15 protein-coding genes are annotated in these 23,862 nt (G+C 62.4%); 8 read left to right on the forward strand and 7 right to left on the reverse strand.

Annotation, left to right across the window (positions count from 1 at the left end):
• Window positions 1–48 precede the first annotated feature (48 nt).
• The 4 genes from rplL to M9924_15665 all read left to right on the forward strand — a co-directional run bounded on the left by rplL (window position 49) and on the right by M9924_15665 (window position 10,377).
• A complete protein-coding gene (gene rplL, locus M9924_15650; protein MCO5065831.1) occupies window positions 49–429 on the forward strand; it encodes a 50S ribosomal protein L7/L12 in 381 nt (126 codons plus the stop codon).
• 252 nt (window positions 430–681) lie between these two features.
• On the forward strand, window positions 682–4,821 hold the full coding sequence (rpoB, locus tag M9924_15655) for a DNA-directed RNA polymerase subunit beta (protein ID MCO5065832.1): 4,140 nt from the start codon (window positions 682–684) through the stop codon (window positions 4,819–4,821).
• A gap of 124 nt (window positions 4,822–4,945) precedes the next feature.
• On the forward strand, window positions 4,946–9,142 hold the full coding sequence (rpoC, locus tag M9924_15660) for a DNA-directed RNA polymerase subunit beta' (GenBank protein ID MCO5065833.1): 4,197 nt from the start codon (window positions 4,946–4,948) through the stop codon (window positions 9,140–9,142).
• A gap of 137 nt (window positions 9,143–9,279) precedes the next feature.
• The gene (locus M9924_15665; protein ID MCO5065834.1) at window positions 9,280–10,377 is read left to right on the forward strand and encodes an NAD(P)/FAD-dependent oxidoreductase; all 1,098 of its coding nucleotides are present in this window, start codon (window positions 9,280–9,282) and stop codon (window positions 10,375–10,377) included.
• On the opposite strand, the gene M9924_15670 is transcribed toward M9924_15665, so the two are convergent.
• Window positions 10,374–11,492 (reverse strand): PLP-dependent cysteine synthase family protein, encoded by a 1,119-nt coding sequence (locus M9924_15670; protein ID MCO5065835.1) that lies wholly within the window; start codon window positions 11,490–11,492, stop codon window positions 10,374–10,376. The genes M9924_15665 and M9924_15670 overlap by 4 nt on opposite strands.
• Before the next feature lie 257 nt (window positions 11,493–11,749).
• On the opposite strand from M9924_15670, the gene M9924_15675 reads away from it, so the two are divergent.
• Entirely contained in the window at window positions 11,750–12,400 is a 651-nt protein-coding gene (locus M9924_15675; GenBank protein ID MCO5065836.1) for an OmpA family protein, read from the forward strand.
• Between the two features lie 3 nt (window positions 12,401–12,403).
• Here M9924_15675 and M9924_15680 read toward each other — a convergent pair whose 3' ends face one another.
• Window positions 12,404–13,351 (reverse strand): hypothetical protein, encoded by a 948-nt coding sequence (locus M9924_15680; GenBank protein ID MCO5065837.1) that lies wholly within the window; start codon window positions 13,349–13,351, stop codon window positions 12,404–12,406.
• A 387-nt stretch (window positions 13,352–13,738) separates the two neighbouring features.
• On the opposite strand from M9924_15680, the gene M9924_15685 reads away from it, so the two are divergent.
• Window positions 13,739–14,323, forward strand: a complete 585-nt coding sequence (locus tag M9924_15685) for a nitroreductase (protein MCO5065838.1) — start codon at window positions 13,739–13,741, stop codon at window positions 14,321–14,323.
• 12 nt (window positions 14,324–14,335) lie between these two features.
• On the opposite strand, the gene M9924_15690 is transcribed toward M9924_15685, so the two are convergent.
• Both M9924_15690 and M9924_15695 read right to left on the reverse strand, forming a co-directional pair.
• Window positions 14,336–15,202: a CoA ester lyase gene (locus M9924_15690; GenBank protein MCO5065839.1), complete on the reverse strand. Its 867-nt coding sequence runs from the start codon at window positions 15,200–15,202 to the stop codon at window positions 14,336–14,338.
• Window positions 15,202–15,654, reverse strand: coding sequence for a MaoC family dehydratase (locus tag M9924_15695; GenBank protein MCO5065840.1), 453 nt, complete (start codon window positions 15,652–15,654; stop codon window positions 15,202–15,204). The genes M9924_15690 and M9924_15695 overlap by 1 nt, the downstream gene beginning before the upstream one ends.
• Window positions 15,655–15,804: 150 nt before the next feature.
• Here M9924_15695 and M9924_15700 point away from each other — a divergent pair, with 150 nt between their 5' ends.
• Entirely contained in the window at window positions 15,805–16,920 is a 1,116-nt protein-coding gene (locus M9924_15700; protein MCO5065841.1) for a DUF2336 domain-containing protein, read from the forward strand.
• Between the two features lie 4 nt (window positions 16,921–16,924).
• On the opposite strand, the gene parE is transcribed toward M9924_15700, so the two are convergent.
• Window positions 16,925–18,976 carry a DNA topoisomerase IV subunit B gene (gene parE / locus M9924_15705; protein ID MCO5065842.1) on the reverse strand — a complete coding sequence of 684 codons (2,052 nt, stop codon included), beginning with the start codon at window positions 18,974–18,976 and terminating at the stop codon, window positions 16,925–16,927.
• A gap of 530 nt (window positions 18,977–19,506) precedes the next feature.
• On the opposite strand from parE, the gene M9924_15710 reads away from it, so the two are divergent.
• Window positions 19,507–20,661: a GGDEF domain-containing protein gene (locus M9924_15710; GenBank protein MCO5065843.1), complete on the forward strand. Its 1,155-nt coding sequence runs from the start codon at window positions 19,507–19,509 to the stop codon at window positions 20,659–20,661.
• A gap of 16 nt (window positions 20,662–20,677) precedes the next feature.
• On the opposite strand, the gene gcvP is transcribed toward M9924_15710, so the two are convergent.
• The gene (gene gcvP / locus M9924_15715; protein MCO5065844.1) at window positions 20,678–23,488 is read right to left on the reverse strand and encodes an aminomethyl-transferring glycine dehydrogenase; all 2,811 of its coding nucleotides are present in this window, start codon (window positions 23,486–23,488) and stop codon (window positions 20,678–20,680) included.
• A 4-nt stretch (window positions 23,489–23,492) separates the two neighbouring features.
• Window positions 23,493–23,861, reverse strand: coding sequence for a glycine cleavage system protein GcvH (gene gcvH, locus M9924_15720; GenBank protein MCO5065845.1), 369 nt, complete (start codon window positions 23,859–23,861; stop codon window positions 23,493–23,495).
• Between the last annotated feature and the right edge of the window lies 1 nt (window position 23,862).

The following is a 23,862-nucleotide window of genomic DNA, read 5'->3' on the forward strand; positions in this document are numbered from 1 at the left end:
TCCTCGCTGTCACCAAATCGTTCGAACCAAACCATAAGGAACTGAAAAATGGCTGATCTCGCCAAGATCGTTGAAGACCTGTCGAGCCTGACCGTCCTCGAGGCGGCTGAGCTTTCCAAGTTGCTGGAAGAGAAGTGGGGCGTTTCCGCCGCCGCTCCGGTGGCTGTCGCTGCCGCTGCGGGTGGCGCTGGCGCCGCTGCTGCTCCGGTGGAAGAGAAGACCGAGTTCGATGTCATTCTTGCCGCCGCCGGCGACAAGAAGATCGAAGTCATCAAGGAAGTGCGCGCCATCACCGGCCTCGGCCTCAAGGAAGCCAAGGACCTGGTCGAAGGCGCTCCGAAGCCGGTCAAGGAAGCTGCTTCCAAGGCCGATGCCGAGAAGATCAAGGCCCAGCTCGAAGCTGCTGGCGCCAAGGTCGAGTTGAAGTAATCGATCTCGGGGCCGGCGGAAAAGCCGTCGGCCCCGGATTGTCGAGTTGCGGAAACCTATTTCCTGAAGGCCGAAATCCGGCTTTCAGGAAACAGGTTTTCTCCCGTTTCTGGGGCGTGTTGCCTTGAGGATGCGGGAGGGACGCGTTGAACGTGAAATTCCCGTCGCCCGCAGGAGCGACAGGCGATGCAAGGCGCGGTTCCCGGCGCGCCCCAAGAGGTAAAGCCCAAGAGGCTAAGGCAAGGAGCGACGATGGCCCAGACGCAGACTTTCAATGGCCGCAGACGCGTACGGAAATTTTTCGGCAAGATCCCCGAAGTTGCAGAGATGCCGAACCTCATCGAGGTGCAGAAGGCGTCCTACGACCAGTTTCTGATGGTCGACGAACCGAAGGGTGGTCGTCCGGACGAAGGCTTGCAGGCTGTTTTCAAGTCGGTGTTTCCGATCAAGGATTTTTCCGGCACATCCATGCTGGAATTCGTCAAGTATGAGTTCGAGGCGCCCAAGTTTGACGTTGACGAATGCCGCCAGCGCGACCTCACTTACGCTGCGCCGCTGAAGGTGACGCTGCGCCTCATCGTGTTCGATGTGGACGAGGATACGCAGGCGAAGTCCATCAAGGACATCAAGGAGCAGGACGTCTACATGGGCGACATGCCGCTCATGACGATGAACGGCACCTTCATCGTGAACGGCACCGAGCGCGTGATCGTTTCGCAGATGCACCGTTCGCCGGGCGTCTTTTTCGACCACGACAAGGGCAAGTCGCACTCCTCTGGCAAGCTGCTTTTCGCGGCCCGGGTGATACCCTATCGCGGGTCCTGGCTCGACATCGAGTTCGACTCGAAGGACATCGTGCATGCGCGCATCGACCGTCGCCGCAAGATCCCGGTGACCTCGCTGCTGATGGCGCTTGGCATGGACGGTGAGGAAATCCTCTCCACCTTCTACAACAAGATCACGTACAAGAAGTCGGGCGATCACTGGCGCATTCCGTTCAGCACGGAGCGCTTCAAGGGCCTCAAGGCCGTCAACGATCTCGTTGACGCCGACACCGGCGAAGTCGTGGTCGAGCAGGGCAAGAAGATCACTGCCCGCCAGGCTCGCCAGCTTGCCGAAAAGGGCCTGAAGGCGATCAAGGCGACGGATGACGACCTTTACGGTTCGTATCTCGCGGAGGACATCGTCAACTACGCGACCGGCGAGATTTATCTCGAAGCCGGCGACGAGATCGACGAGAAGACGCTCAAGGTTCTGCTCGAAGCGGGCCAGGAAGAAATCCAGGTCCTCGACATCGACCACATCAATGTGGGCGGCTACATCCGTAACACGCTTGCCGCGGACAAGAACGAAAGCCGTCAGGATGCGCTGTTCGACATCTATCGCGTGATGCGGCCGGGCGAGCCGCCGACACTCGAAACGGCGGAGGCGATGTTCAACTCGCTGTTCTTCGACCCCGAGCGCTACGACCTTTCCGCTGTCGGTCGCGTCAAGATGAACATGCGCCTCGAACTCGACGCCGAGGACACGGTGCGCGTGCTGCGTAAGGACGACATCATCGCGGTGGTCAAGACGCTGGTGGAGCTTCGCGACGGCAAGGGCGAGATCGACGATATCGACAATCTCGGCAACCGCCGCGTGCGCTCGGTCGGTGAGCTGATGGAAAATCAGTACCGCGTCGGTCTGCTGCGCATGGAGCGTGCGATCAAGGAGCGCATGTCGTCCATCGAGATCGACACCGTGATGCCGCAGGACCTGATCAACGCCAAGCCGGCGGCTGCCGCCGTGCGCGAGTTCTTTGGTTCCTCGCAGCTTTCGCAGTTCATGGACCAGACCAACCCGTTGTCCGAGATAACGCACAAGCGTCGTCTTTCGGCCCTCGGGCCCGGCGGCCTGACCCGCGAGCGCGCGGGCTTCGAAGTGCGCGACGTTCACCCGACGCATTATGGCCGCATCTGCCCGATCGAGACGCCTGAAGGCCCGAACATCGGCCTCATCAACTCGCTGGCGACCTTTGCGCGCGTCAATAAATACGGCTTCATCGAAAGCCCGTATCGCAAGATCGTGGACGGTCATCTCACCAATGAGGTTGTCTACCTGTCCGCGATGGAGGAGGCCAAGCACTTCGTTGCGCAGGCCAATGCCGAGCTGGACAAGGACGGCAAGTTCACTGACGAATTCGTCATCTGCCGCAATGCGGGCGAGGTGATGATGGCGCCGCGTGAGAACGTGGACCTCATGGACGTGTCGCCGAAGCAGATGGTGTCGGTTGCCGCCGCGCTGATCCCGTTCCTGGAAAACGACGACGCCAACCGCGCCCTGATGGGCTCGAACATGCAGCGTCAGGCCGTGCCTCTGGTGCGTGCCGAGGCTCCGTTCGTTGGCACCGGCATGGAGCCGATTGTCGCGCGTGACTCAGGCGCGGCGATTGCGGCGCGTCGTGGCGGCGTGGTCGACCAGGTTGACGCGACGCGTATCGTCATCCGCGCGACGGAAGACCTCGATCCGGGCAAGTCCGGCGTCGACATCTACCGCCTGATGAAGTTCCAGCGTTCGAACCAGAACACCTGCATCAACCAGCGACCGCTGGTGAATGTCGGCGACCGGATCGAAAAGGGCGACATCATCGCGGACGGTCCCTCGACGGATCTTGGCGATCTGGCGCTTGGTCGCAACGTGCTCGTCGCGTTCATGCCGTGGAACGGCTACAACTACGAGGACTCGATTCTCCTGTCCGAGCGCATCGTTGCCGATGATGTCTTCACCTCGATCCACATCGAGGAATTCGAGGTCATGGCGCGCGACACCAAGCTTGGGCCTGAGGAAATCACGCGCGACATTCCGAACGTCTCGGAAGAGGCGCTGAAGAACCTCGACGAGGCCGGCATCGTCTATATCGGCGCGGAGGTTCAGCCGGGCGACATTCTGGTCGGCAAGATCACGCCGAAGGGCGAAAGCCCGATGACGCCGGAGGAAAAGCTCCTGCGCGCCATCTTCGGCGAAAAGGCGTCGGATGTGCGGGACACCTCCATGCGGATGCCGCCCGGAACCTTCGGTACCATTGTCGAAGTGCGCGTCTTCAATCGCCACGGCGTTGAAAAGGACGAGCGCGCCATGGCGATCGAGCGCGAGGAGATCGAGCGTCTCGCCAAGGACCGTGACGACGAGCAGGCCATTCTGGACCGCAACGTCTACAGCCGCCTGGCCGACATGCTGGTTGGCAAGTCCGCGATCGCGGGGCCGAAGGGCTTCAAGAAGGGCACCAGCCTTTCCGTTGAAATCCTTGGCGATCATCCGCGTTCGCAATGGTGGCAGTTTGCCGTCGATGACGAGAAGCTACAGGGCGAACTGGAAGCGCTGCGCGGCCAGTATGACGAGTCGAAGAAGGCGCTGGAACAGCGCTTCATGGACAAGGTCGAGAAGGTGCAGCGCGGCGACGAGATGCCCCCCGGCGTCATGAAGATCGTCAAGGTTTTCGTCGCGGTGAAGCGCAAGATGCAGCCCGGTGACAAGATGGCGGGCCGTCACGGCAACAAGGGTGTCGTGTCGCGCATCGTTCCGGTCGAGGACATGCCGTTCCTTGAGGATGGCACGCATGCCGATATCGTGCTCAATCCGTTGGGCGTGCCGTCGCGTATGAATGTCGGCCAGATTCTGGAAACGCATCTCGGCTGGGCCTGCGCGGGCATGGGCCGCAAGATCGGCGACCTGATCGAAGCGTACAGGCGGGGCGGTGATATCAAGCCGCTGCGCGGCACGCTCGAGTCGATCTTCCCGGACAACGACCGCAACGAGCCGGTGCGCGCCTATGACGACGAATCCGTACTTCGCCTGGCCAGCCAGTTGAAGCGCGGGGTGTCGATCGCGACGCCGGTGTTCGATGGAGCGCATGAGGCCAACATCAACGAGATGCTGGAACAGGCGGGCCTGCACACCAGCGGCCAGTCGCAGCTCTATGACGGGCGCACGGGCGAACCGTTCGATCGCAAGGTGACGATGGGCTACATATATATGCTCAAGCTGCACCATCTGGTTGACGACAAGATCCACGCGCGCTCGATCGGTCCGTACTCGCTGGTTACCCAGCAGCCGCTGGGCGGCAAGGCTCAGTTCGGCGGGCAGCGTTTCGGCGAAATGGAGGTCTGGGCGCTGGAGGCTTACGGCGCCGCCTACACCTTGCAGGAAATGCTGACGGTCAAGTCCGACGACGTGGCGGGACGTACCAAGGTCTACGAGGCCATTGTGCGCGGCGACGACACGTTCGAGGCGGGCATTCCGGAGAGCTTCAACGTTCTCGTCAAGGAAATGCGTTCGCTCGGCCTCAATGTCGAACTCGAAAACACCAAGGTCGATCCGGCGCAGCAGCAGCAATTGCCGGACGCAGCCGAGTAAGGCCGCTTATCGGTCGCGGGCCTCTTCCCGCGACCGTTCGAAATTCGCCGGCTGAGGCCGGACCCGCCGGGTGTCTCCCGGCAAACGATGCAAAGGGGCCGAAGGCCCCGCAAAGGAGAACGGCATGAACCAAGAGGTCATGAATCTCTTCAATCCGCAGGCCCCGGCCCAGGTGTTCGATTCGATCCGGATATCGCTGGCCAGCCCGGACAAGATTCTGTCCTGGTCGTTCGGCGAGATCAAGAAGCCGGAGACCATCAACTACCGCACGTTCAAGCCCGAACGTGACGGACTGTTCTGTGCGCGCATTTTCGGACCGATCAAGGATTACGAGTGCCTGTGCGGCAAGTACAAGCGCATGAAGTACAAGGGCGTCATCTGCGAAAAATGCGGCGTCGAGGTCACGCTGTCCCGCGTTCGCCGCGAGCGCATGGGCCATATCGAACTGGCCGCGCCGGTTGCCCATATCTGGTTCCTCAAGTCGCTGCCCTCGCGCATCGGCACTTTGCTCGACATGACGCTCAAGGACATCGAGCGCGTTCTCTATTTCGAGAACTACATCGTGACCGAGCCCGGCCTGACTGCGCTCAAGGAAAACCAGCTTCTGTCGGAAGAGGAATACATGCTCGCGGTTGACGAGTATGGCGAGGATTCCTTCACTGCCATGATTGGTGCCGAAGCCATCCACGATCTGCTGGCCGGCATGGAGCTTGAGAAGATCGCAGGCGACCTGCGCTCCGAGCTTGCCTCGACGACATCGGAACTGAAGCAGAAGAAGCTGCTCAAGCGCCTCAAGGTGGTTGAGAATTTCATGGAGTCCGGCAACCGTCCCGAATGGATGATCATGAAGGTCATCCCGGTGATCCCGCCGGACCTGCGCCCGCTCGTCCCGCTGGACGGCGGCCGTTTCGCGACGTCGGACCTCAACGATCTTTACCGCCGCGTCATCAATCGAAACAACCGCCTCAAGCGGCTGATCGAGTTGCGCGCGCCGGGCATCATCATCCGCAATGAAAAGCGCATGCTGCAGGAGGCTGTGGACGCGCTGTTCGATAATGGCCGTCGCGGCCGCGTCATCACGGGCGCCAACAAGCGGCCGTTGAAGTCGCTCTCCGACATGCTCAAGGGCAAGCAGGGCCGGTTCCGTCAGAACCTGCTCGGCAAGCGCGTCGACTATTCGGGCCGCTCGGTCATCGTGACCGGCCCCGAACTCAAGCTGCACCAGTGCGGCCTGCCGAAGAAGATGGCGCTCGAACTGTTCAAGCCCTTCATCTATGCCCGCCTTGACGCCAAGGGCTATTCCTCGACCGTCAAGCAGGCGAAGAAGCTGGTCGAGAAGGAAAAGCCGGAAGTCTGGGATATTCTCGACGAGGTGATCCGCGAGCATCCGGTTCTGCTGAACCGCGCGCCGACGCTTCACCGCCTCGGCATTCAGGCGTTCGAGCCCACCCTGATCGAAGGCAAGGCGATCCAGCTTCATCCTCTGGTCTGCACGGCGTTCAACGCCGACTTCGACGGCGATCAGATGGCTGTCCACGTTCCGCTGTCGCTTGAAGCGCAGCTGGAAGCCCGCGTGCTGATGATGTCCACCAACAACATCCTGCATCCGGCTTCGGGCGCGCCGATCATCGTGCCGTCACAGGACATGGTTCTCGGTCTGTACTATCTCTCGATCGTCAACGAGAACGAGCCGGGGCAGGGCATGGCTTTCGCCGACATGGGCGAGCTTCAGCACGCGCTGGAAACGAAAGCCGTCACCCTGCACGCCAAGATCAAGGGGCGCTTCAAGACCGTGGATGCGGACGGAAATCTCGTGTCGAAAATCTACGACACGACGCCGGGCCGCATGATCATCGGCGAGCTCTTGCCGAAGAACCACAATGTGCCGTTCGAGACCGCCAATCAGGAGATGACCAAGAAGAACATCTCCCGCATGATCGATACGGTGTATCGTCACTGCGGCCAGAAGGAGACGGTCATTTTCTGCGACCGCATCATGGCTCTGGGCTTCGCGCATGCCTGCCGCGCCGGCATTTCCTTCGGCAAGGACGACATGGTCATCCCCGTCGCCAAGGAGAAGCTCGTCGCGGACACCGAGGCGCTGACCAAGGAATATGAGCAGCAGTACAATGACGGCCTGATCACGCAGGGCGAAAAGTACAACAAGGTTGTCGACGCCTGGGCGAAGTGCTCGGAAAAAGTCGCCGAGGAGATGATGGGCCGCATCAAGGCGGTCGAGTTCGACGACACCGGCCGTCAGAAGCCGATGAACTCGATCTACATGATGAGCCATTCGGGTGCGCGCGGTTCGCCGACGCAGATGCGTCAGCTTGCCGGCATGCGCGGCCTCATGGCCAAGCCGTCGGGCGAGATCATCGAAACGCCGATCATCTCGAACTTCAAGGAAGGCCTGACCGTGCTCGAGTATTTCAACTCGACCCACGGCGCCCGCAAGGGTCTGGCCGACACCGCGCTGAAAACCGCGAACTCGGGCTACCTGACCCGCCGTCTCGTCGACGTGGCCCAGGATTGCATCGTGAACGCGGTGGACTGCGGCACCGACAAGGGCCTCACCATGACCCCCATCGTCGATGCGGGTCAGGTTGTGGCGTCGCTCGGCCAGCGCATCCTTGGCCGCACCTCGCTCGAGGACATCAACCACCCGGTCAGCGGCGAAACGCTGGTCAAGGGCGGGAAGCTGCTCGACGAGCGCGACGTGGACATCATCGAGAAGTCCGGCATCCAGTCGGTGCGCATCCGTTCGGCGCTCACCTGCGAAGTGCGGGTCGGTGTCTGCGCGGTTTGCTATGGCCGCGACCTCGCGCGGGGCACGCCGGTCAATATCGGTGAGGCTGTCGGCGTCATCGCCGCGCAGTCCATCGGCGAGCCGGGTACCCAGCTCACCATGCGCACGTTCCACATGGGTGGCACGGCGCAGGTGGTCGATCAGTCGTTCCTCGAAGCCTCGTATGAAGGTGTCGTCAAGCTGCGCAACCGCAATGTGGTTCGCAACTCCGATGGCCAGCTTGTCGCGATGGGCCGCAACATGGCGGTTCTTATTCTCGACGAGGCAGGCAAGGAGCGCGCGGCGCATCGCGTCACCTATGGTTCGCGCATCTATGTGGACGACGGCGACAAGGTGAAGCGCGGCCAGCGCGTTGCCGAATGGGACCCGTACACCCGCCCGATCCTCACGGAAATCGAGGGTCATGTCGGGTTCGAGGACCTCGTGGACGGCATCTCGGTGCAGGAAACGGCGGACGAGTCGACCGGCATCACCAAGCGTGAAGTCATCGACTGGCGTTCGACGCCTCGTGGTACGGACCTGAAACCCGCGCTGACGGTGCTCGATTCCAAGGGCAAGGTCGGCAAGCTTGCCAAGGGTGGTGACGCGCGCTTCCTGCTTTCGGTCGAAGCGATCCTTTCGGTCGATCCGGGTGCGCATGTGAAGCCCGGTGACGTTCTGGCGCGTATCCCGATGGAAAGCGCCAAGACGAAGGACATCACCGGCGGTCTGCCGCGCGTTGCCGAACTGTTCGAGGCTCGTCGTCCGAAGGATCACGCCATCATCGCCGAGATCGATGGCACGATCCGCTTCGGGCGCGACTACAAAAACAAGCGCCGCATCATCATCGAGCCGCATGACTCGACGCTGGAGCCGGTGGAATATCTCATTCCGAAGGGCAAGCCGTTCCATCTCCAGGACGGCGACGCCATCGAGAAGGGTGATTACATCCTCGACGGCAACCCGGCGCCGCACGACATTCTGGCGATCAAGGGCGTGGAAGCGCTCGCTTCCTACCTCGTGAACGAAATCCAGGAAGTCTACCGGTTGCAGGGCGTTATCATCAACGACAAGCACATCGAGGTGATCGTTCGCCAGATGCTGCAGAAGGTTGAGATCACGGATCAGGGCGATTCGACCTATATCGCAGGCGATCACGTCGATACGATCGAACTGGAAGAGGTCAATGAGCGCCTGATCGAGGAAGGCAAGAAGCCGGCGTCCGGGCAGCCCGTGTTGCTCGGCATCACCAAGGCGTCGTTGCAGACACCCTCCTTCATCTCGGCGGCGTCGTTCCAGGAAACCACGCGCGTGCTCACTGAGGCTGCGGTTGCCGGCAAGACCGACATGCTGCAGGGTCTCAAGGAGAACGTCATCGTGGGTCGCCTGATCCCGGCCGGTACGGGCGGCACGATGAGCCAGATCCGCCGCATCGCCACACATCGCGACGAGTTGATCCTCGACGAGCGCCGCAAGGCTTCGGGCGTGGAAATCGCCGAACCGATGCTGACGGATATGACCAACGCTGCCGAATAGAGCGGCATGGCATGAAAAATCGAAGGCCGCCGGAGCAATCCGGCGGCCTTTTTGTTTGCCCGGCCAGCATCCATCGAAAGGATATCTCCCATTTTCCGTGTGGACTGAGCAGCGCACGATCTGGCATTTCGACCGGCATGGAACATGTGGATTGCATCGTCATCGGGGCAGGGGCGGTCGGACTGGCTTCCGCGCGTGCATTGGCGCGGGCAGGCCGCGACGTCATCGTTCTTGAGGCGGAGCAGGCGATTGGGCTCGGCATCAGTTCGCGCTCCAGCGAGGTGATCCATGCGGGCATCTACTATCCGACCGGGCTGACCAAGACCGGCCTTTGCGTTTCGGGCAAGGAGCTGCTGTACCGCTTCTGCGAGGATTATGCGGTGCCCCATCGCCGCTGCGGCAAACTGCTGGTCGCAACCAGCGACGACGAGATCGCAAAGCTCAGCGCGATCCGCGCGCAGGCGGCGGCGAACGGCGTGACCGACCTGCGTCCGCTTGCTCGCGAAGAGGCGCGCGAGATGGAACCGGCGCTGAACTGCGTCGCAGCCGTGCTTTCACCCTCAACCGGCATCATCGACAGCGCCGCCTATATGAGTGCGCTGCTCGGCGATGCCGAAGCGCATGGTGCGATGGCGGCGCTTGCAACGCCCGTTGCGGGCGGCAGTGTGGAACCCGACGGCATCGTGATAGAGACCGGCGGCGCGGAGCCGATGACGCTCAAGGCCAGCTTTGTGGTCAATGCCGCAGGGCTCGGTGCGCAGGCTATCGCAGGCAGCCTCCACGGCATGCCTCCGGACAAAATACCGCCGCTGCACCTGGCCAAGGGCAACTATTACGCGCTGGGGAGCCGTGCGCCGTTCTCGCGCCTGATCTATCCCATGCCGGAAAAGGGCGGGCTCGGCGTGCATCTGACGCTCGACCTTGGCGGACAGGCGCGTTTCGGCCCCGATGTCGAATGGCTCGATGCGATCGACTATCATGTCGATCCCCGTCGGGCGGACAGCTTTTACGCAGCGATCCGGCGTTATTGGCCGGGCCTGCCGGACGATGCGCTCCAGCCCGCCTATGCAGGAATCCGGCCCAAGATCGAACGTCCCGGCGGACCGAACACGGATTTCATGATCCAGACGTCAGACGCGCACGGCATTCCGCATCTGGTCAATCTGTTCGGCGTGGAATCACCGGGCCTGACCTCCAGCCTGGCCATAGCGGAACTGGTCGCCGGCCGGGCTTAGCCCGCCACAGCCTCATCGAAGGCGAACGAAAAAGCCCCGCCAGCAAGGAAAGTTTCGAAGCGGGCTTCGTGTTCGGCGGTGGCCAGCCCGTTTTCCGACAGCCAGTTGTCGTCATGGTAGGTGTGCACGTAGCGCTCGCCTGAATCGCAGATCAGCGACACGATCGAGCCGTGTTCTTCTTGCTCGCGCATGCGGGCTGCCATCAGGCAGACCCCTGCGAAATTCGTTCCGGTCGAGCCGCCGACGCGCCGCCCGAGCAGCCGCGAAAGGACCCGCATCGCCGCAAGCGAAACCGCATCCGGCACGCGTAGCATATGATCGATCACGCCGGGCACGAATGATGGCTCCACGCGGGGTCGTCCGATCCCCTCGATGCGAGTGGACTGTTCACAGCAACAGCCCGGATCGCCGCTCGCATAGCCGTCGAAGAAGGCGGAGTGCTCGACATCCGCCACCGAAAGGCGCGTGGCGTGGCGTTTGTAGCGAATGTAGCGTCCGATTGTGGCGCTGGTTCCGCCCGTGCCCGCGCTCATGACGATCCATGCAGGGATGGGGTGCTCCTCCGAACGCATCTGCTCGAAGATGGATTCGGCGATGTTGTTGTTGCCGCGCCAGTCGGTTGCGCGCTCGGCATAGGTGAACTGATCGATGTAGTGGCCGCCGAGCCGCGCGGCGAGTTCTGCGGCCTCCGCGTAGAGCCTGCGCCCGTCGTCCACGAAATGGCAGACCCCTCCGTGATGCTCGATTGCGGCGATCTTCTCCCTTGAGGTCGAGCGCGGCATGGCCGCATAAAAGGGCGCGCCGATCATGCGTGCGAAATAGGCTTCCGACACCGCTGTCGAGCCGGATGACGCATCAACGACGGCGGTGCCTTCCCTGATCAATCCGTTGCAGAGTCCATAGAGAAACAGCGACCGCGCGAGCCTGTGCTTGAGGCTGCCTGTCGGGTGGGTCGATTCGTCCTTGAGGTAGATGTCCACACCCGCAAGCGCCGGGAGCGGCAGCTTCCACAAATGCGTATCCGCTGAACGCCGCGCGTCGGCTTCGATCCGCGCAACAGCGTCATCCACCCATTTTCGGCATCCGGGTGCATTGCTTGTCGTTCGATGAGTCATCTGGTTCTCCTCCCCAAGCCGAGCGTTCCTCTGCACCGTTTGACACCGCTGATCAATGGCTCTTACTCTGGCGGTCGCGGGATTTCGCACAATATGCGCGAATGACTCTGTGGCGGAAATCACCGCAAGCAGGCCGGTTGCGGAGCCGAACCTGCACGGGGCCATGCGGCCCGAAAACGTGCGAACCGTCAACCGACCTGAAACTGCGCATGCCGGTTCGGCTGGCCGGCCTGCTCGATTTTGGGAGGCGGAGACACATGCGCGAAACCAGCGGATTGGTGCCCGCATTGGTCATTGCGGCCAGTCTGGCGATATCCGGCTGCATGTCCGGCGGCGAAGCCGACCAGGGCGAGCGTTCCTTCATCGAACGAAGCTGGGATTCTGTGACGGGCCTTGTCGGACGCGACCGCGCCGAGCGCAACGATGCGCTGATCAACGCCGGTGTCGATGCCGTTGGCGCAGCCGAAACGAACCCCTACATGGACCGGCAGGAGCAGGAACTGAAACGGCAGCTTTCCGGCAAGTCCGTCGATATCGCGCGCGCGGGCGACCAACTGGTGATTGCCATTCCGAGTAGTGACCTCTTCGATGCCAACAAGGACAGCCTGAAGCGCGGTTCACTGGATGATCTCAACATCATCGCCGCGGTTCTCAAGAAGAACGCGCGCACCACGGTCGATGTCTATGGTCACACCGACAATGGCGGCGATGAGAAGAAGAACCTCGACCTGACCCAGAAGCGCGCATTGGCCGTTGCGCGCCATCTTGCGGCGCAGGGCGTGGATGCCCGCCGGATGTCGGTCACCGGGTTCGGAAGTTCGCGCCCCGCAGAAGCGAATGAAACCGAGGCGGGAAAAGCGGCGAACCGGCGTATCGAAATTCAGGTGTCGCCTGTGAAGAAGCGATAGACTCTAATCTCCGTCGCCCGGATCGATTTCCGATTCCTGGTTAGCCACCACTTCGAGTTCGGTGTCCTTGCCGCCCTCGACGAGAATATTGCGCTGGTAAATGTGCTCGCGGTTCTTGGCGATGACCGTGTAGTTGCCGTTTGCCAGCACCATGGATGCGTATGGCCCCACCTTTTCCGTGACCGGGTCGCCGGATTCAGTGAGGATCGACCAGCTCGTATCGGCAAGCGCCTCGCCGCCCGGCTCGCGAACAAGCTTGAGCGTGATTTCAGCCGCCGAATGCTCGACGGCGGCTTCCGTCAGCTTGCCCGCTTCCACCCTGATGTCGGAGCGCACAACGGCATTGATCGCGCCATAGGTGGAAACGACATGATACATGCCCGCATTCAGCCGAACCACGGTGTTCGGCTTCACATCCTTGGCGACGAGCGCCCGGTCGCCATTGGCGTCCTGCTTCGTCTCGTAGATCGAAAACCGCAGCTTTTCGCCATGAACCTGCGTTCCGTTCGGCCCGACCGCGTTCAGCTTGAGCCCGCCGGCATCGAGTACGACAATTTCGGTGGCCGCATTTTTCTGGAGCGTGATGCGCTTGGTTGCGCCAGCGCGCCCGAAGGCTGCGTGCACCAGATAACTGCCCGGCACGAGTTCGAATGTCGCGCTGCCCCCTTGCGAAGTGGCGACCAGCGGCAGTTTTCCGTCCGGTCCGGGGTCGGGGCGAAAAACGCGCCAGGTCAATCCGCGCGCGACGTCCTTGCCGTCCTCGGTCAGCTTTGCCTTGAGGTTGAGCGCGATGTTGCCGGTGCGTGCGACCGGCCCGGCGGGCACTGCCGGCGCGTAGCCGGATATGCCCGGAAGCCCGGGGTCGGGCATGCCGGGCGAGCTGAAATCCTGCGCTGCGGCGGGCCAGGCCAGCGCAGCCAGAATCGAAGCAAGAGCAAAATTGTGTGTCATCCCCTCATACATAGCTTGCCATGAAGCGAGTCGCGATGGCATTTTCATGGCCGATTTCCAGCTAGAGCGTTTCATGGGCAGGTTGAAGCATTCTGCCGGCGACGGTTTGCGGCAAGGCCAAGGGGTTTGTCGCAGGTCGGGCTGGTGGCCCGGACAAGACAAAGACCGAAGGATTTGGCGCAAACCGGCCCGGCCCTTCGGGTTTGCGTTTGGCGGGCGCCCACTTCGTCATGCCGCTCGACCGGGCAACCAGCCCGTTCTTCGCGACCTTCCTTGTGGATCGCCTCGCCAAACGACAAACAGAATGATTCAACCTGCCCATGAAACGCTCTAGGCGTACCCCGGTGGGTTCCAAGCCGTTCCAATCATCTGCCGGGAGAATTCCTGTTGAACAAGACTGTCGTCGATTTTCTTTTGACCCGGGTGTCACCGCCCATCCATGAATTGCACGAGCCGGGGCCGGATGACGCCGCAATCGAAACACTGATCCGCATCGCCTCGCGCGTGCCTGACCACGGGCGGCTGGCCCCGTGGCGGTTCATCGTCTATCGCGGAGAGGCGCGTCACCGCGTCGGGGAAATGCTGGCCGATCTTGCCGAAAAGCGCGAAGGGCCGCTGGCGGAGGGTCGTCGCAATCAGGAACTGACGCGGTTTTCGCGTGCGCCCGTGGTGATCGGCGTGGTGTCCGCGCCCAAGGAAAACCCGAAAATTCCGCAATGGGAAATGTTCCTCTCGGGGGGTGCTGCGGCAATGAACCTGTTGCTTGGCGCAACAGCGCTCGGCTTCGGCGCCAACTGGATCACCAACTGGTATTCCGCCGTGCCGGAAGGCCGCGCAATTCTGGGCCTCGCTCCCGACGAGCAGGTGGTCGGATTCGTTCACATCGGCACACATACCGGCCGGCAGACAGACCGCCCGCGGCCCGATCCGGAAACGATCTATTCCGACTATTCCGGTCCGTGGAAGGAATAGCGCCCGCCGGGCTCAGCTATTCAGCCGGGCGAGCAGCCGCTCCGCCAATCGCAGGTGAGGGCGGTCGTACATCTTGCCATCGACGGCAACGACGCCCGGACTGCCCGCTGCGGCAAAGGCATCGATGATGGCACGGGCCTGCTCGACCGCTTCCGGAGAGGGCGTGAACGCGGCATTGATGACCGGGATCTGATCGGGGTGAATGGCCATCTTGGCGGTGAAGCCGTCGCGCTCGGCTTCGCGGCATTCGGCCTCGAAGCCGGCCATGTCGCGAAAGTTCGGAAAAACCGTATCGACGGCCGGCACGTCCGCAGCCGCCGACGCCAGCAAGGTCACGGCGCGCGCCAGCCTGAAGGCGTCTGTGTATCGTCCCGAACCGTCGCGTGCGGTGCGCGCGCCGAGTGCTGCGGACAGGTCCTCGGCGCCCCACGTCAATCCGGACAGGCGCGGGCTGCATCCGGCATAGGTGCCGCCAGTGAAAACTCCTGCCGGCGTCTCGGTGATGAGCGGGAGGATGCGGATGCCGCCGTCTTCCAGCCCGGCCTCGGCCTCATGGACGCGCAACATGGAGGAGAGTTGCTGCACATCCCGTCCGCTGTTGGACTTGGGCAGCATGATGCCATCCGGCGCGGCCTTCACGATTGCGGCGAGATCGGCGTCCGTCATCCCGGTCGCAAGGTCATTCACACGCACATAGATCCGCGCGCGGGTCGCGTGTCGCTCGGCCCCGATGAAGGCGGCGGCTGTCGCGCGCGCGGCTTCCTTGTTGGACAGCGCGACGGAATCCTCCAGATCGACAATGACGACATCGGCCTCGGAGGCGAAGCCCTTCGCCAGCTTCCGTTCCGAATCGGCGGGTACGAACAAAAGCGAGCGCATCAGGTGGGCCGCTTCTTCAACATGGCCTGCCGTATCGTCCTCGCGACCAGAACCCCGTCCTGATTGTAGGCGCGATGCTCGAATTCTACGATCCCGCGGTCATTCTTCGATTTCGACTCGCGCACGGATTTGACCTCGGTCTCCACCCTGATCGTGTCGCCATGAAAGACCGGATGCGGGAACACGGTGTCGGTCATGCCGAGATTGGCAAGGGTCGTTCCAAGAGTCGTGTCGTGCACCGAAATGCCGATCATCAGCCCGAGCGTGAACAGGGAATTGACCAACGGCCTGCCCCATTCGCTCTTGGAGGCAAAATCGAAGTCTATATGCAACGGCTGGGGATTGAGCGTCATGACCGAAAACAGCATGTTGTCGCTTTCGGTGACGGTCTTCGTCAGGCCGTGCCTGAAAACCTGTCCTGTCGAAAATTCCTCAAGATAAAGCCCGGCCATTCGATCCTCCTGTGCCATTCCATAGGCGCGGGACACGGCCGCCGCAAGGTCGGCCGCTGACTTCAGTGCTGGTTAATAAACATGGTGAACGCTTCGTAAACCATTTCCCGCATAGCGTCAGTGTGTGGCTTGCGGAGGTTACGATTCCCTATGATTGTCGAGCATTTCTTGAAATGGGTAAAGACGGCGGCAGCTTCGGAGCGGGCTGCAGCGGCGGCTGCGCTGGCCCGCACCTACATCAATAGCGACATTCCCATGGAGGACCGTTGCGCCGCCGATGCCGCGCTGACGCTCCTGCTGGACGACCCTGCCGTGAAGGTGCGCATGGCGCTCGCCGAGGTGCTTTCGATGAGCCGGGTCGCGCCGCCGCAGGTGGTCAGCGCGCTGGCGCATGACCAACCGGAAGTCGCCGAGCTGGTGCTGGCGCGCTCCCCTTTGCTCTCCGATGGCGACCTGATCGAACGCGTGCGTGTCGGCGAAGCCGCCATTCAGGCGGTGATCGCAGACCGTCCGGTCGTCTCGATGTCTGTCTGCGCGGCTGTCGCCGAGATGGGCGACGCCGATTCCTGCATCGTTTTGCTCAAGAATGATGGCGCGGATATCGCGGAACTCAGCTTCAAGCGCATCACCGAGCGCTTCGGCGGGGTGTGTCGCGTGCGCGAAGTTCTCATTGCGGATCGTCGGCTGCCCGCCGAGTGTCGCCATGAATTGCTGGTGCGACTCGGTGAAGCCTTGATGGAATCGCCGCTGGTGCGGGCCATTTTCCACGGCGAGCGGGCAGGGCGGGTCTTGAAGGACGCCTGGCTGAAAGCATCGGTCACGCTGATCGACCGGACGCGCACGTCGGAATTTCCGGCCCTTGTCGAGCATTTGCGGCTGCGCGGGGATTTGACGCCGCGCTTCCTCATCCGCTCGCTGGCGCATGGCAAGGTCGATTTCTTTGGTGCTGCGCTCGTCGCCCTGACCGGATATCCGCATGAGCGCGTCAGCGAACTCATCGCCAACGGATTTGACAGCGCGCTTCATGCCCTGTTCCGAAAGGCCGGACTTCCCGAACGCACTTTCGAGGTGATGGAGCGGGCGTTGAAAATCTGGCGCGAGGTGGCGCGCGGCAAGCTGGTTGCCGGGGCGCAGGAAGCAAGCTGGCTCATGCTGAAGGAACTCGGCGATGACGGCAGCGATCTGGCGGCGATGCTGAAATCGGTGCATCTGGAAGCGTTGCGCGTGAACGCGCGCGGACATGCGCTTGCGATAAGGGCCGCCTGACCGCTCAGATATCGAGCGCGTCTTCCTGTGCGAATTCGGCGCGCTCCTGAATGAAGCGGAAGCGGGCATCGGCCTTGGTTCCCATCAGAGCGTCGACGCTCTTGCGGGTTTCGGCCTCGTCCTCGATGACTTCGACGCGCAGCAGCGTGCGCTTCCTGGGGTCCATCGTGGTTTCCTTGAGCTGGCTGGCCAGCATCTCGCCAAGGCCCTTGAAGCGCCCGATCTCCACCTTGCCGCGCCCGGTGAACTCCGTTTTCAGCAGTTCATCCTTGTGCGCGTCGTCGCGGGCATACATCGTCTTGCCGCCCTGGCTGATCTTGTAGAGCGGCGGAACGGCCATGAAGAGATGGCCACCACGGATGAGCGCCGGCATTTCCTGATAGAAGAACGTGATAAGCAGCGAGGCGATGTGAGCGCCGTCCACATCCGCGTCGGTCATGACGATTACGCGGTCGTAGCGCAGGTCCTCGTCGCGGTACTTTGTCCGCGTGCCGCAGCCAAGCGCCTGAATCAGATCGGAAATCTGCTGGTTGCCCGCGAGCTTGTCATTGCCCGCGCTGGCGACGTTCAGGATCTTTCCGCGCAGTGGCAGCACGGCCTGCATCTGCCGGTCACGCGCCTGCTTTGCCGATCCACCCGCCGAATCGCCCTCGACGATGAAAAGCTCGGCGCCCGCCGCCGCATTCTGCGAGCAATCGGCAAGCTTGCCCGGCAATCGCAATTTCCGCACGGCGGATTTTCGGCTGACTTCCTTTTCCTGCCTGCGCCGCACGCGCTCGTCCGCGCGCGCAATCACCCATTCCAGAAGCTTCGACGCCTCCTGCGGATTGTCGGCAAGCCAGTGATCGAAAGCGTCCCGTACCGCGCCCTCCACAATGCGGATTGCCTCAAGCGTGGCGAGGCGGTCCTTGGTCTGGCCGACGAATTCCGGCTCGCGGATAAAGACGGACAACATGCCCGCCGCCGAAATCATCACATCCTCGCTGGTGACGATCGAGGCGCGCTTGTTTCCGGTCAGGTCGGCATAGGCGCGCAGGCCGCGCATCAGCACATTGCGGAAACCCGTTTCGTGGGTGCCGCCCTCATGTGTCGGAATGGTGTTGCAGTAGGAATTGAGAAAACCGTCGCCGCCATACCAGGTCACGGCCCATTCCACGGAACCATGTCCGCCCTGCCGTTCGCTCTTGCCGGAGAAAATCTCGCGCGTGACCTGGAACTCGTCGCCGAGCGAAGCCGCCAGATAGTCCTTGAGGCCGCCGGGAAAATGGAACTCGGCCTTCGGCGGGGTAGGGTCCTTGTCCTTGAGCAGCGATGGATCGCAGGACCACCTGATGTTGACGCCCCCGAAAAGATAGGCCTTCGAGCGCGCCATGCGATAGAGGCGCGCCGGTTCGAACGCCGCGTTCTTGCCGAAGATTTCGGCGTCCGGGTGGAACCGCACGCGCGTTCCGCGCCTGTTGTGGACATCTCCAAGCTTTTCAAGCTTGCCGATGGGGATGCCGCGCGTGAAGCGCTGGCGGTATAGCTGGCGTCCGCGCGCCACCTCCACCTCCAGCAGGTCGGAAAGCGCGTTCACCACCGACACGCCGACGCCGTGCAGGCCGCCGGAGGTCTCATAGACCTTCGAGTCGAACTTCCCGCCCGCATGCAGGGTGGTCATGATGACTTCGAGCGCCGATTTGTCCTTGAATTTCGGATGCGGGTCGACCGGAATGCCGCGACCATTGTCCGTGACCGTGAGAAACCCTTCCGCATCGAGTTCGACCTCGATGAATGTCGCGTGCCCGGCAACGGCCTCGTCCATCGAATTGTCGATCACCTCGGCAAACAGGTGGTGGAGGGCCTTTTCGTCCGTTCCGCCGATATACATTCCGGGGCGGCGCCGAACCGGCTCCAAGCCCTCGAGAACCTCGATGTCGGCTGCGCTGTAGCTTTCGCTGCCGTCCTTCGCCTGCGCGGCGGTCTTGCGCACGGCCTGCACGATGGTGTCGGCCTTGCGCTGGGCGGCGCGGCCCGTCTCGTCGAGCTCGGAGAAAAGATCGTTGGACTGGTCCATGTGTGCCATTTCGTTCAGATCAACAGGCCCTGACCCTAGGTCGTAGTGACGATTTAACGGTTCGCTGCGTTGGAGCGGAAAAGACCGCTGAACAGGAGAAAAGCGCAAGGCGGTGTTGACCACCGTCGAGCATTTTCGACGCATTCAGCGGCCTTTTCTGCCCAACCCCGGAGGGGCCGCGCCGAAATCGGCCATTTCTTCGTCACGCGTCGTCGAATATGCGCTGCATATCCTTCCTCCTTCTTCCTCGAACTGACCAATTTCATCTGCGGCGCAGCAAATCGTTGAATCGTCACTACGACCTAGTGCGAATCAGTTGAGCAATACTGCCATTTCGGGGCGGTACACGACAAGCGTTCCGGTTCTGTTCGTCAATTGCGGCTTGTCAAACGTAAACGATATTTTGACCAAAAGGATAAAATTTTCCTTGTTGGTCCATGTTTCTGTAAACGTGACTGGATTACCTTTGGTTGCGCGCGTGCGAAAGCCGTTCGCGAAGGTGCGCGGCGGCGCGAGTGCGGAACGAAAAAATGGACCTTGACTACGTTTCACTTCTGTTGGCCGCTGCGCTTTCAGGTTCGTTCCTGTTTGTCGCGCTGCTGGTAGTGTGGATACCGGCACGAGAGCACAGACATCTCGTGTCAAGCGCGGCGGGCGTGGCGGCGCTCGTCGCGCATGTCATGTTCTACTGGGCCTATGCCCACAACGCCAGCACCTGGATCGCCTGCATCATGCTCGCGCTTCTGCCGGCTGGCATGGCGCTTGTGCTGGCTTCCGCGCGCCAGCTCTACGGCATCTCGAAAGGGTTGCACGACTCGCTTTGGCTGGCCGCCAGCTCTGCTTTGGGTACGACGGTGCTCGTGCTGGCCGGCGCCGATGGCGCGGCCTTCATGCTGGCCTATTTCATGACCGCTCTGCTGCTGGTGCTGACGGGATTGATCCACTGGCGATACAGGGCCGAGGCGCCTGCACTGATGACCCTGGTCGCGACGCTTTTCGTGCTTTGCGCCGCGTCCTTCGCCGCGTGCGGCGCGGTACTCCTGTTCAACGGCCAATGGCAGATCGGCCATGTTCCCGACAATTGGGCCGAGCGCGTGAACATCGTCATTTCCGTCGCATGCATGACCGGACTGGGCGGCCTGCTCTTGACCCTTCACAACATCAGGGCGGGCGTTCAGCACGAATCCGAGGCGATGCGCGATTCGCTTACCGGGCTGATGAACCGCCGGGCCATGCAGACGCTGCACGCCGACAAGCAATTCGGACGTTTCACCGCCGTTGCCATGTTCGATCTCGATCACTTCAAGCGCACCAACGACCTGTTCGGTCATGCGGTGGGCGACGAGGCGCTGAGGGTGTTCGGCGCGGTGATGAATGCCCATACCCGCCCGCACGACCATTCCTTCCGGCTGGGCGGCGAGGAATTTGCGATGATTGTCTCCCGGGTCAGCCGGGATCAGGTGCACGCCATCGCCGACAGCATCTCGCGCGAATATGCCGAGCGCGAGATCGCCACCGACCTCGGGCCGGTCCGCTGCACGGTCAGCGTCGGCATCAGCTTCGGTTCCCCGACAGGATCGAGCCTCATCGAAATCCTGACGGATGCCGACCGCGCGCTGTACGCGGCCAAGCGCGCGGGCCGCAACCGCGTGGTGTTCTTCGAGCAAAGCAGGAAGGCGGGCTGATCGCCCGCCTTTGCGATTATTCAGCGGCGTCGCTGTAGGCGCTCAGCGGCGGGCAGGAGCAGACCAGGTTGCGGTCTCCCGCCACATTGTCGATGCGCGATACCGGCGGCCAGTATTTCGCTGCCGTGTCCGGGTCCGAACCGGGATAGGCCGCTTCCATGCGCGAATAGGGATGCGACCACTCCGCGACCAGCGTTTCCGTTGCCGTGTGCGGGGCATTGAGCAGCGGGTTGTCGGTCTTCGACCACTCGCCAGAGGCAACCTTTGCCGACTCGCGCGCAATGCCGATCATCGCCTCGCAGAAGCGATCCAGCTCGTGCTTCGGCTCGGATTCCGTCGGCTCGACCATCAGCGTGCCGGCCACCGGCCAGGACATGGTCGGCGCATGAAAACCATAGTCGATCAATCGCTTGGCGATGTCGTCTACAGTAATGCCTGCGCTGTCCTTCAACACCCGCGTATCCAGAATGCATTCATGGGCAACCCGGTCGCCACGCCCCTTGTAGAGCACGGGATAGTGCTCCTTGAGGCGCGCGGCCACATAGTTGGCGGCGAGGATGGCGTGCTCGGTCGCACGCTTGAGGCCGTCCGCTCCCATCATGCGGATATACATCCATGTGATCGGGAGGATCGACGCTGAACCATATGGCGCAGCCGAAACAGGATGCGTGCTGCCATGGTCGATATGGCCGGGCAGGTAGGGCGCGAGATGTTCGGCAACGCCGATCGGGCCGACCCCCGGCCCACCGCCGCCATGCGGAATGCAGAACGTCTTGTGTAGGTTCATGTGGCAGACATCGCCGCCTATGTCGCCGGGCCGGGCGAGGCCCACCAGCGCGTTGAGGTTCGCGCCGTCGAGATAGACCTGCCCGCCATTGTCATGCACGAGCTTGCAGATGTCCTTGATCGTCTCTTCAAACACGCCGTGCGTGGACGGATAAGTGATCATCAGCGCCGCGAGATTGGCGGCGTGCTGCTCGACCTTGGCGCGCATGTCGTCCATGTCGATGTCGCCGCTGGCCGTGCACTTGACCACCACGACCTGCATTCCCGCCATCGCAGCGCTCGCCGGGTTGGTTCCGTGCGCCGACGAAGGAATGAGACAGATGACGCGGTTGGTGTCGCCGCGCGCGGCGTGATAGCGGCGGATTGCCAGCAGGCCCGCATACTCGCCCTGGCTGCCCGCATTGGGCTGGAGCGAAACGGCATGGAAACCGGTAATCTCCGCGAGCCAGCGCTCCAGATCCTCGCACATGGCCTGATAGCCCTTCGAATGCGCCTTCGGCGCGAAGGGGTGCAGGTTCGCCACGCTTGGCCAGCTTACCGGGATCATTTCAGCCGCGGCGTTCAGCTTCATGGTGCAGGAACCGAGCGGAATCATCGTCCGGTCGAGTGCCAGATCCTTGTCGGCAAGCTTGCGCATGAAACGCATCATATCCGTTTCAGACCGGTTTTCATGGAACACCGGCTGGGTGAGGAACGTCCTCACGTCGCGAGTCGCGCCGGGCAGGGCGATGAGCGCCTGCGCCGGAACGGTTGCGCCGAACAGGGCGGCAATCGCCTGCACGTCCGCTTCCGTCGATGTCTCGTCGAAGGTGATGCCGATCAGATCATCACTGACCATGCGCAGCAGGCGTCCGTCCTTCTGCGCCTCCTTGGCCTTTTCCTTCGCCTTGCCCTTGAACTCGACGGTTACGGTGTCGAAGCGCTGTGCGCCAAGCACATTGAGGCCCTTCGCCATCAGCGCGCTCGCCAGCCGGGCCGCGAGTGCGTGGATCTGGTTGGCAATGGCCTGCAAGCCCTCCGGCCCGTGCCAGATCGCGTATGCTGTGGCCATATTGGCAAGCAGCGCCTGCGCGGTGCAGATGTTCGAGGTCGCCTTGTCGCGCCTAATGTGCTGTTCGCGCGTCTGGAGCGCGAGCCTGTATCCTGGACGGCCCTTGGTGTCGACCGATTGGCCCACGAGGCGGCCCGGCATCAACCGGGTCAGCGCTTCGGTCACCGCGCAATAGGCGGCATGCGGCCCGCCGAAGCCGATGGGCACGCCGAAACGTTGCATGGACCCCACGGCGATGTCGGCTCCGAGACTTGCAGGGGGTTGCATCACCGTCAGCGCCAGCGGATCGGCGACGAAAATGACCAGCGCGCCCGCTGCCTTCGCCTCCGCGATCTTCGCCGCGTGGTTGCCATAGACGCCGTGCGTGTCCGGCCATGCCACGACCAGCGCGGCCGTGTTTTCGTCGATGGTATCGCCGTCGATCTCTATACCGAGCGGTTCGGCGCGCGTCTGCGCCACATCGCGCGTCTGCGGATGGGGCGCGTTCGCAAAGGCAATGCGCGTCCGCTTCTCCTTGTGGTGGCGAACCGCGATGCCAATTGCCTCGGCAAGCGCGGTCGCCTCATCCAGCAGCGAAGCGGAGGCGACCGGCAGCCCGGTCAGTTCCGTCACCAGTGTCTGGAAATTGAACAGCATTTCGAGACGGCCCTGGCTGATCTCGGCCTGATAGGGCGTGTAGGCCGTGTACCAGGCCGGGTTCTCGAACATGTTGCGCAGGATGACGGGCGGCGTGTGCGTGCCGTGATAGCCCAGTCCGACGAAGCTTTTCAGGACGACATTCGCCGACATTTTTTCGGAAAGCTCCGCCAGAGCTTCCGCTTCCGTGGCAGCGGGCGGCAGGTTCAGGGGTCGGTCCAGCCTGATCTTGTTCGGCACGGCCTGAGTGATCAGGGTTTCGAGCGAAGGCACGCCGAGCGCAGCCAGCATGGCGCGCGTGTCGGCCACATTCGGCCCGATATGCCTTGGGGCGAAAGTTGCGTAGCTGTTCATGGCCTTATCCAATATGTGCCTTGTAGCCGGCCTCATCCATGAGGCCCGCCAACTGGCCCTCGTCGGCCAGCTTCATCTTCCAAAGCCAGCCGTCGCCCGTCGCCGCGGAATTGACCAATGCCGGATCGGAAGCCAGCGCCTCGTTGGCCTCGACGATTTCGCCGTCCACGGGCGCGTACACGTCCGAGGCGGCCTTGACCGACTCCACGACCACCGCCGTATCGCCCTTTTTCAACTGCTTGCCGACCTCGGCGGCCTCGACGAATACGAGGTCGCCGAGCTGTTCCTGCGCATAGTCGGTGATGCCGACCGTGGCAACGCCGCCATCGACGGTCAGCCACTCATGGTCTTCGGTGTAGTAGGTCCTGGACATG

Source organism: Rhizobiaceae bacterium (assembly GCA_023953835.1).
Lineage (GTDB): Bacteria > Pseudomonadota > Alphaproteobacteria > Rhizobiales > Rhizobiaceae > Mesorhizobium_G.

Bases quoted from the DNA above. Each gene is read 5' to 3' on its own strand.
- rplL (MCO5065831.1), top strand. From the start codon at position 49: ATGGCTGATCTCGCCAAGATCGTTGAAGACCTGTCGAGCCTGACCGTC.
- M9924_15675 (MCO5065836.1), top strand. From the start codon at position 11,750: ATGCGCGAAACCAGCGGATTGGTGCCCGCATTGGTCATTGCGGCCAGT.
- M9924_15665 (MCO5065834.1), top strand. From the start codon at position 9,280: ATGGAACATGTGGATTGCATCGTCATCGGGGCAGGGGCGGTCGGACTG.
- rpoB (MCO5065832.1), top strand. From the start codon at position 682: ATGGCCCAGACGCAGACTTTCAATGGCCGCAGACGCGTACGGAAATTT.
- M9924_15690 (MCO5065839.1), bottom strand. From the start codon at position 15,202: ATGCGCTCGCTTTTGTTCGTACCCGCCGATTCGGAACGGAAGCTGGCG.
- M9924_15710 (MCO5065843.1), top strand. From the start codon at position 19,507: ATGGACCTTGACTACGTTTCACTTCTGTTGGCCGCTGCGCTTTCAGGT.
- gcvH (MCO5065845.1), bottom strand. From the start codon at position 23,861: ATGTCCAGGACCTACTACACCGAAGACCATGAGTGGCTGACCGTCGAT.
- rpoC (MCO5065833.1), top strand. From the start codon at position 4,946: ATGAACCAAGAGGTCATGAATCTCTTCAATCCGCAGGCCCCGGCCCAG.
- gcvP (MCO5065844.1), bottom strand. From the start codon at position 23,488: ATGAACAGCTACGCAACTTTCGCCCCAAGGCATATCGGGCCGAATGTG.
- M9924_15680 (MCO5065837.1), bottom strand. From the start codon at position 13,351: ATGACACACAATTTTGCTCTTGCTTCGATTCTGGCTGCGCTGGCCTGG.
- M9924_15700 (MCO5065841.1), top strand. From the start codon at position 15,805: ATGATTGTCGAGCATTTCTTGAAATGGGTAAAGACGGCGGCAGCTTCG.
- M9924_15695 (MCO5065840.1), bottom strand. From the start codon at position 15,654: ATGGCCGGGCTTTATCTTGAGGAATTTTCGACAGGACAGGTTTTCAGG.
- M9924_15670 (MCO5065835.1), bottom strand. From the start codon at position 11,492: ATGACTCATCGAACGACAAGCAATGCACCCGGATGCCGAAAATGGGTG.
- parE (MCO5065842.1), bottom strand. From the start codon at position 18,976: ATGGACCAGTCCAACGATCTTTTCTCCGAGCTCGACGAGACGGGCCGC.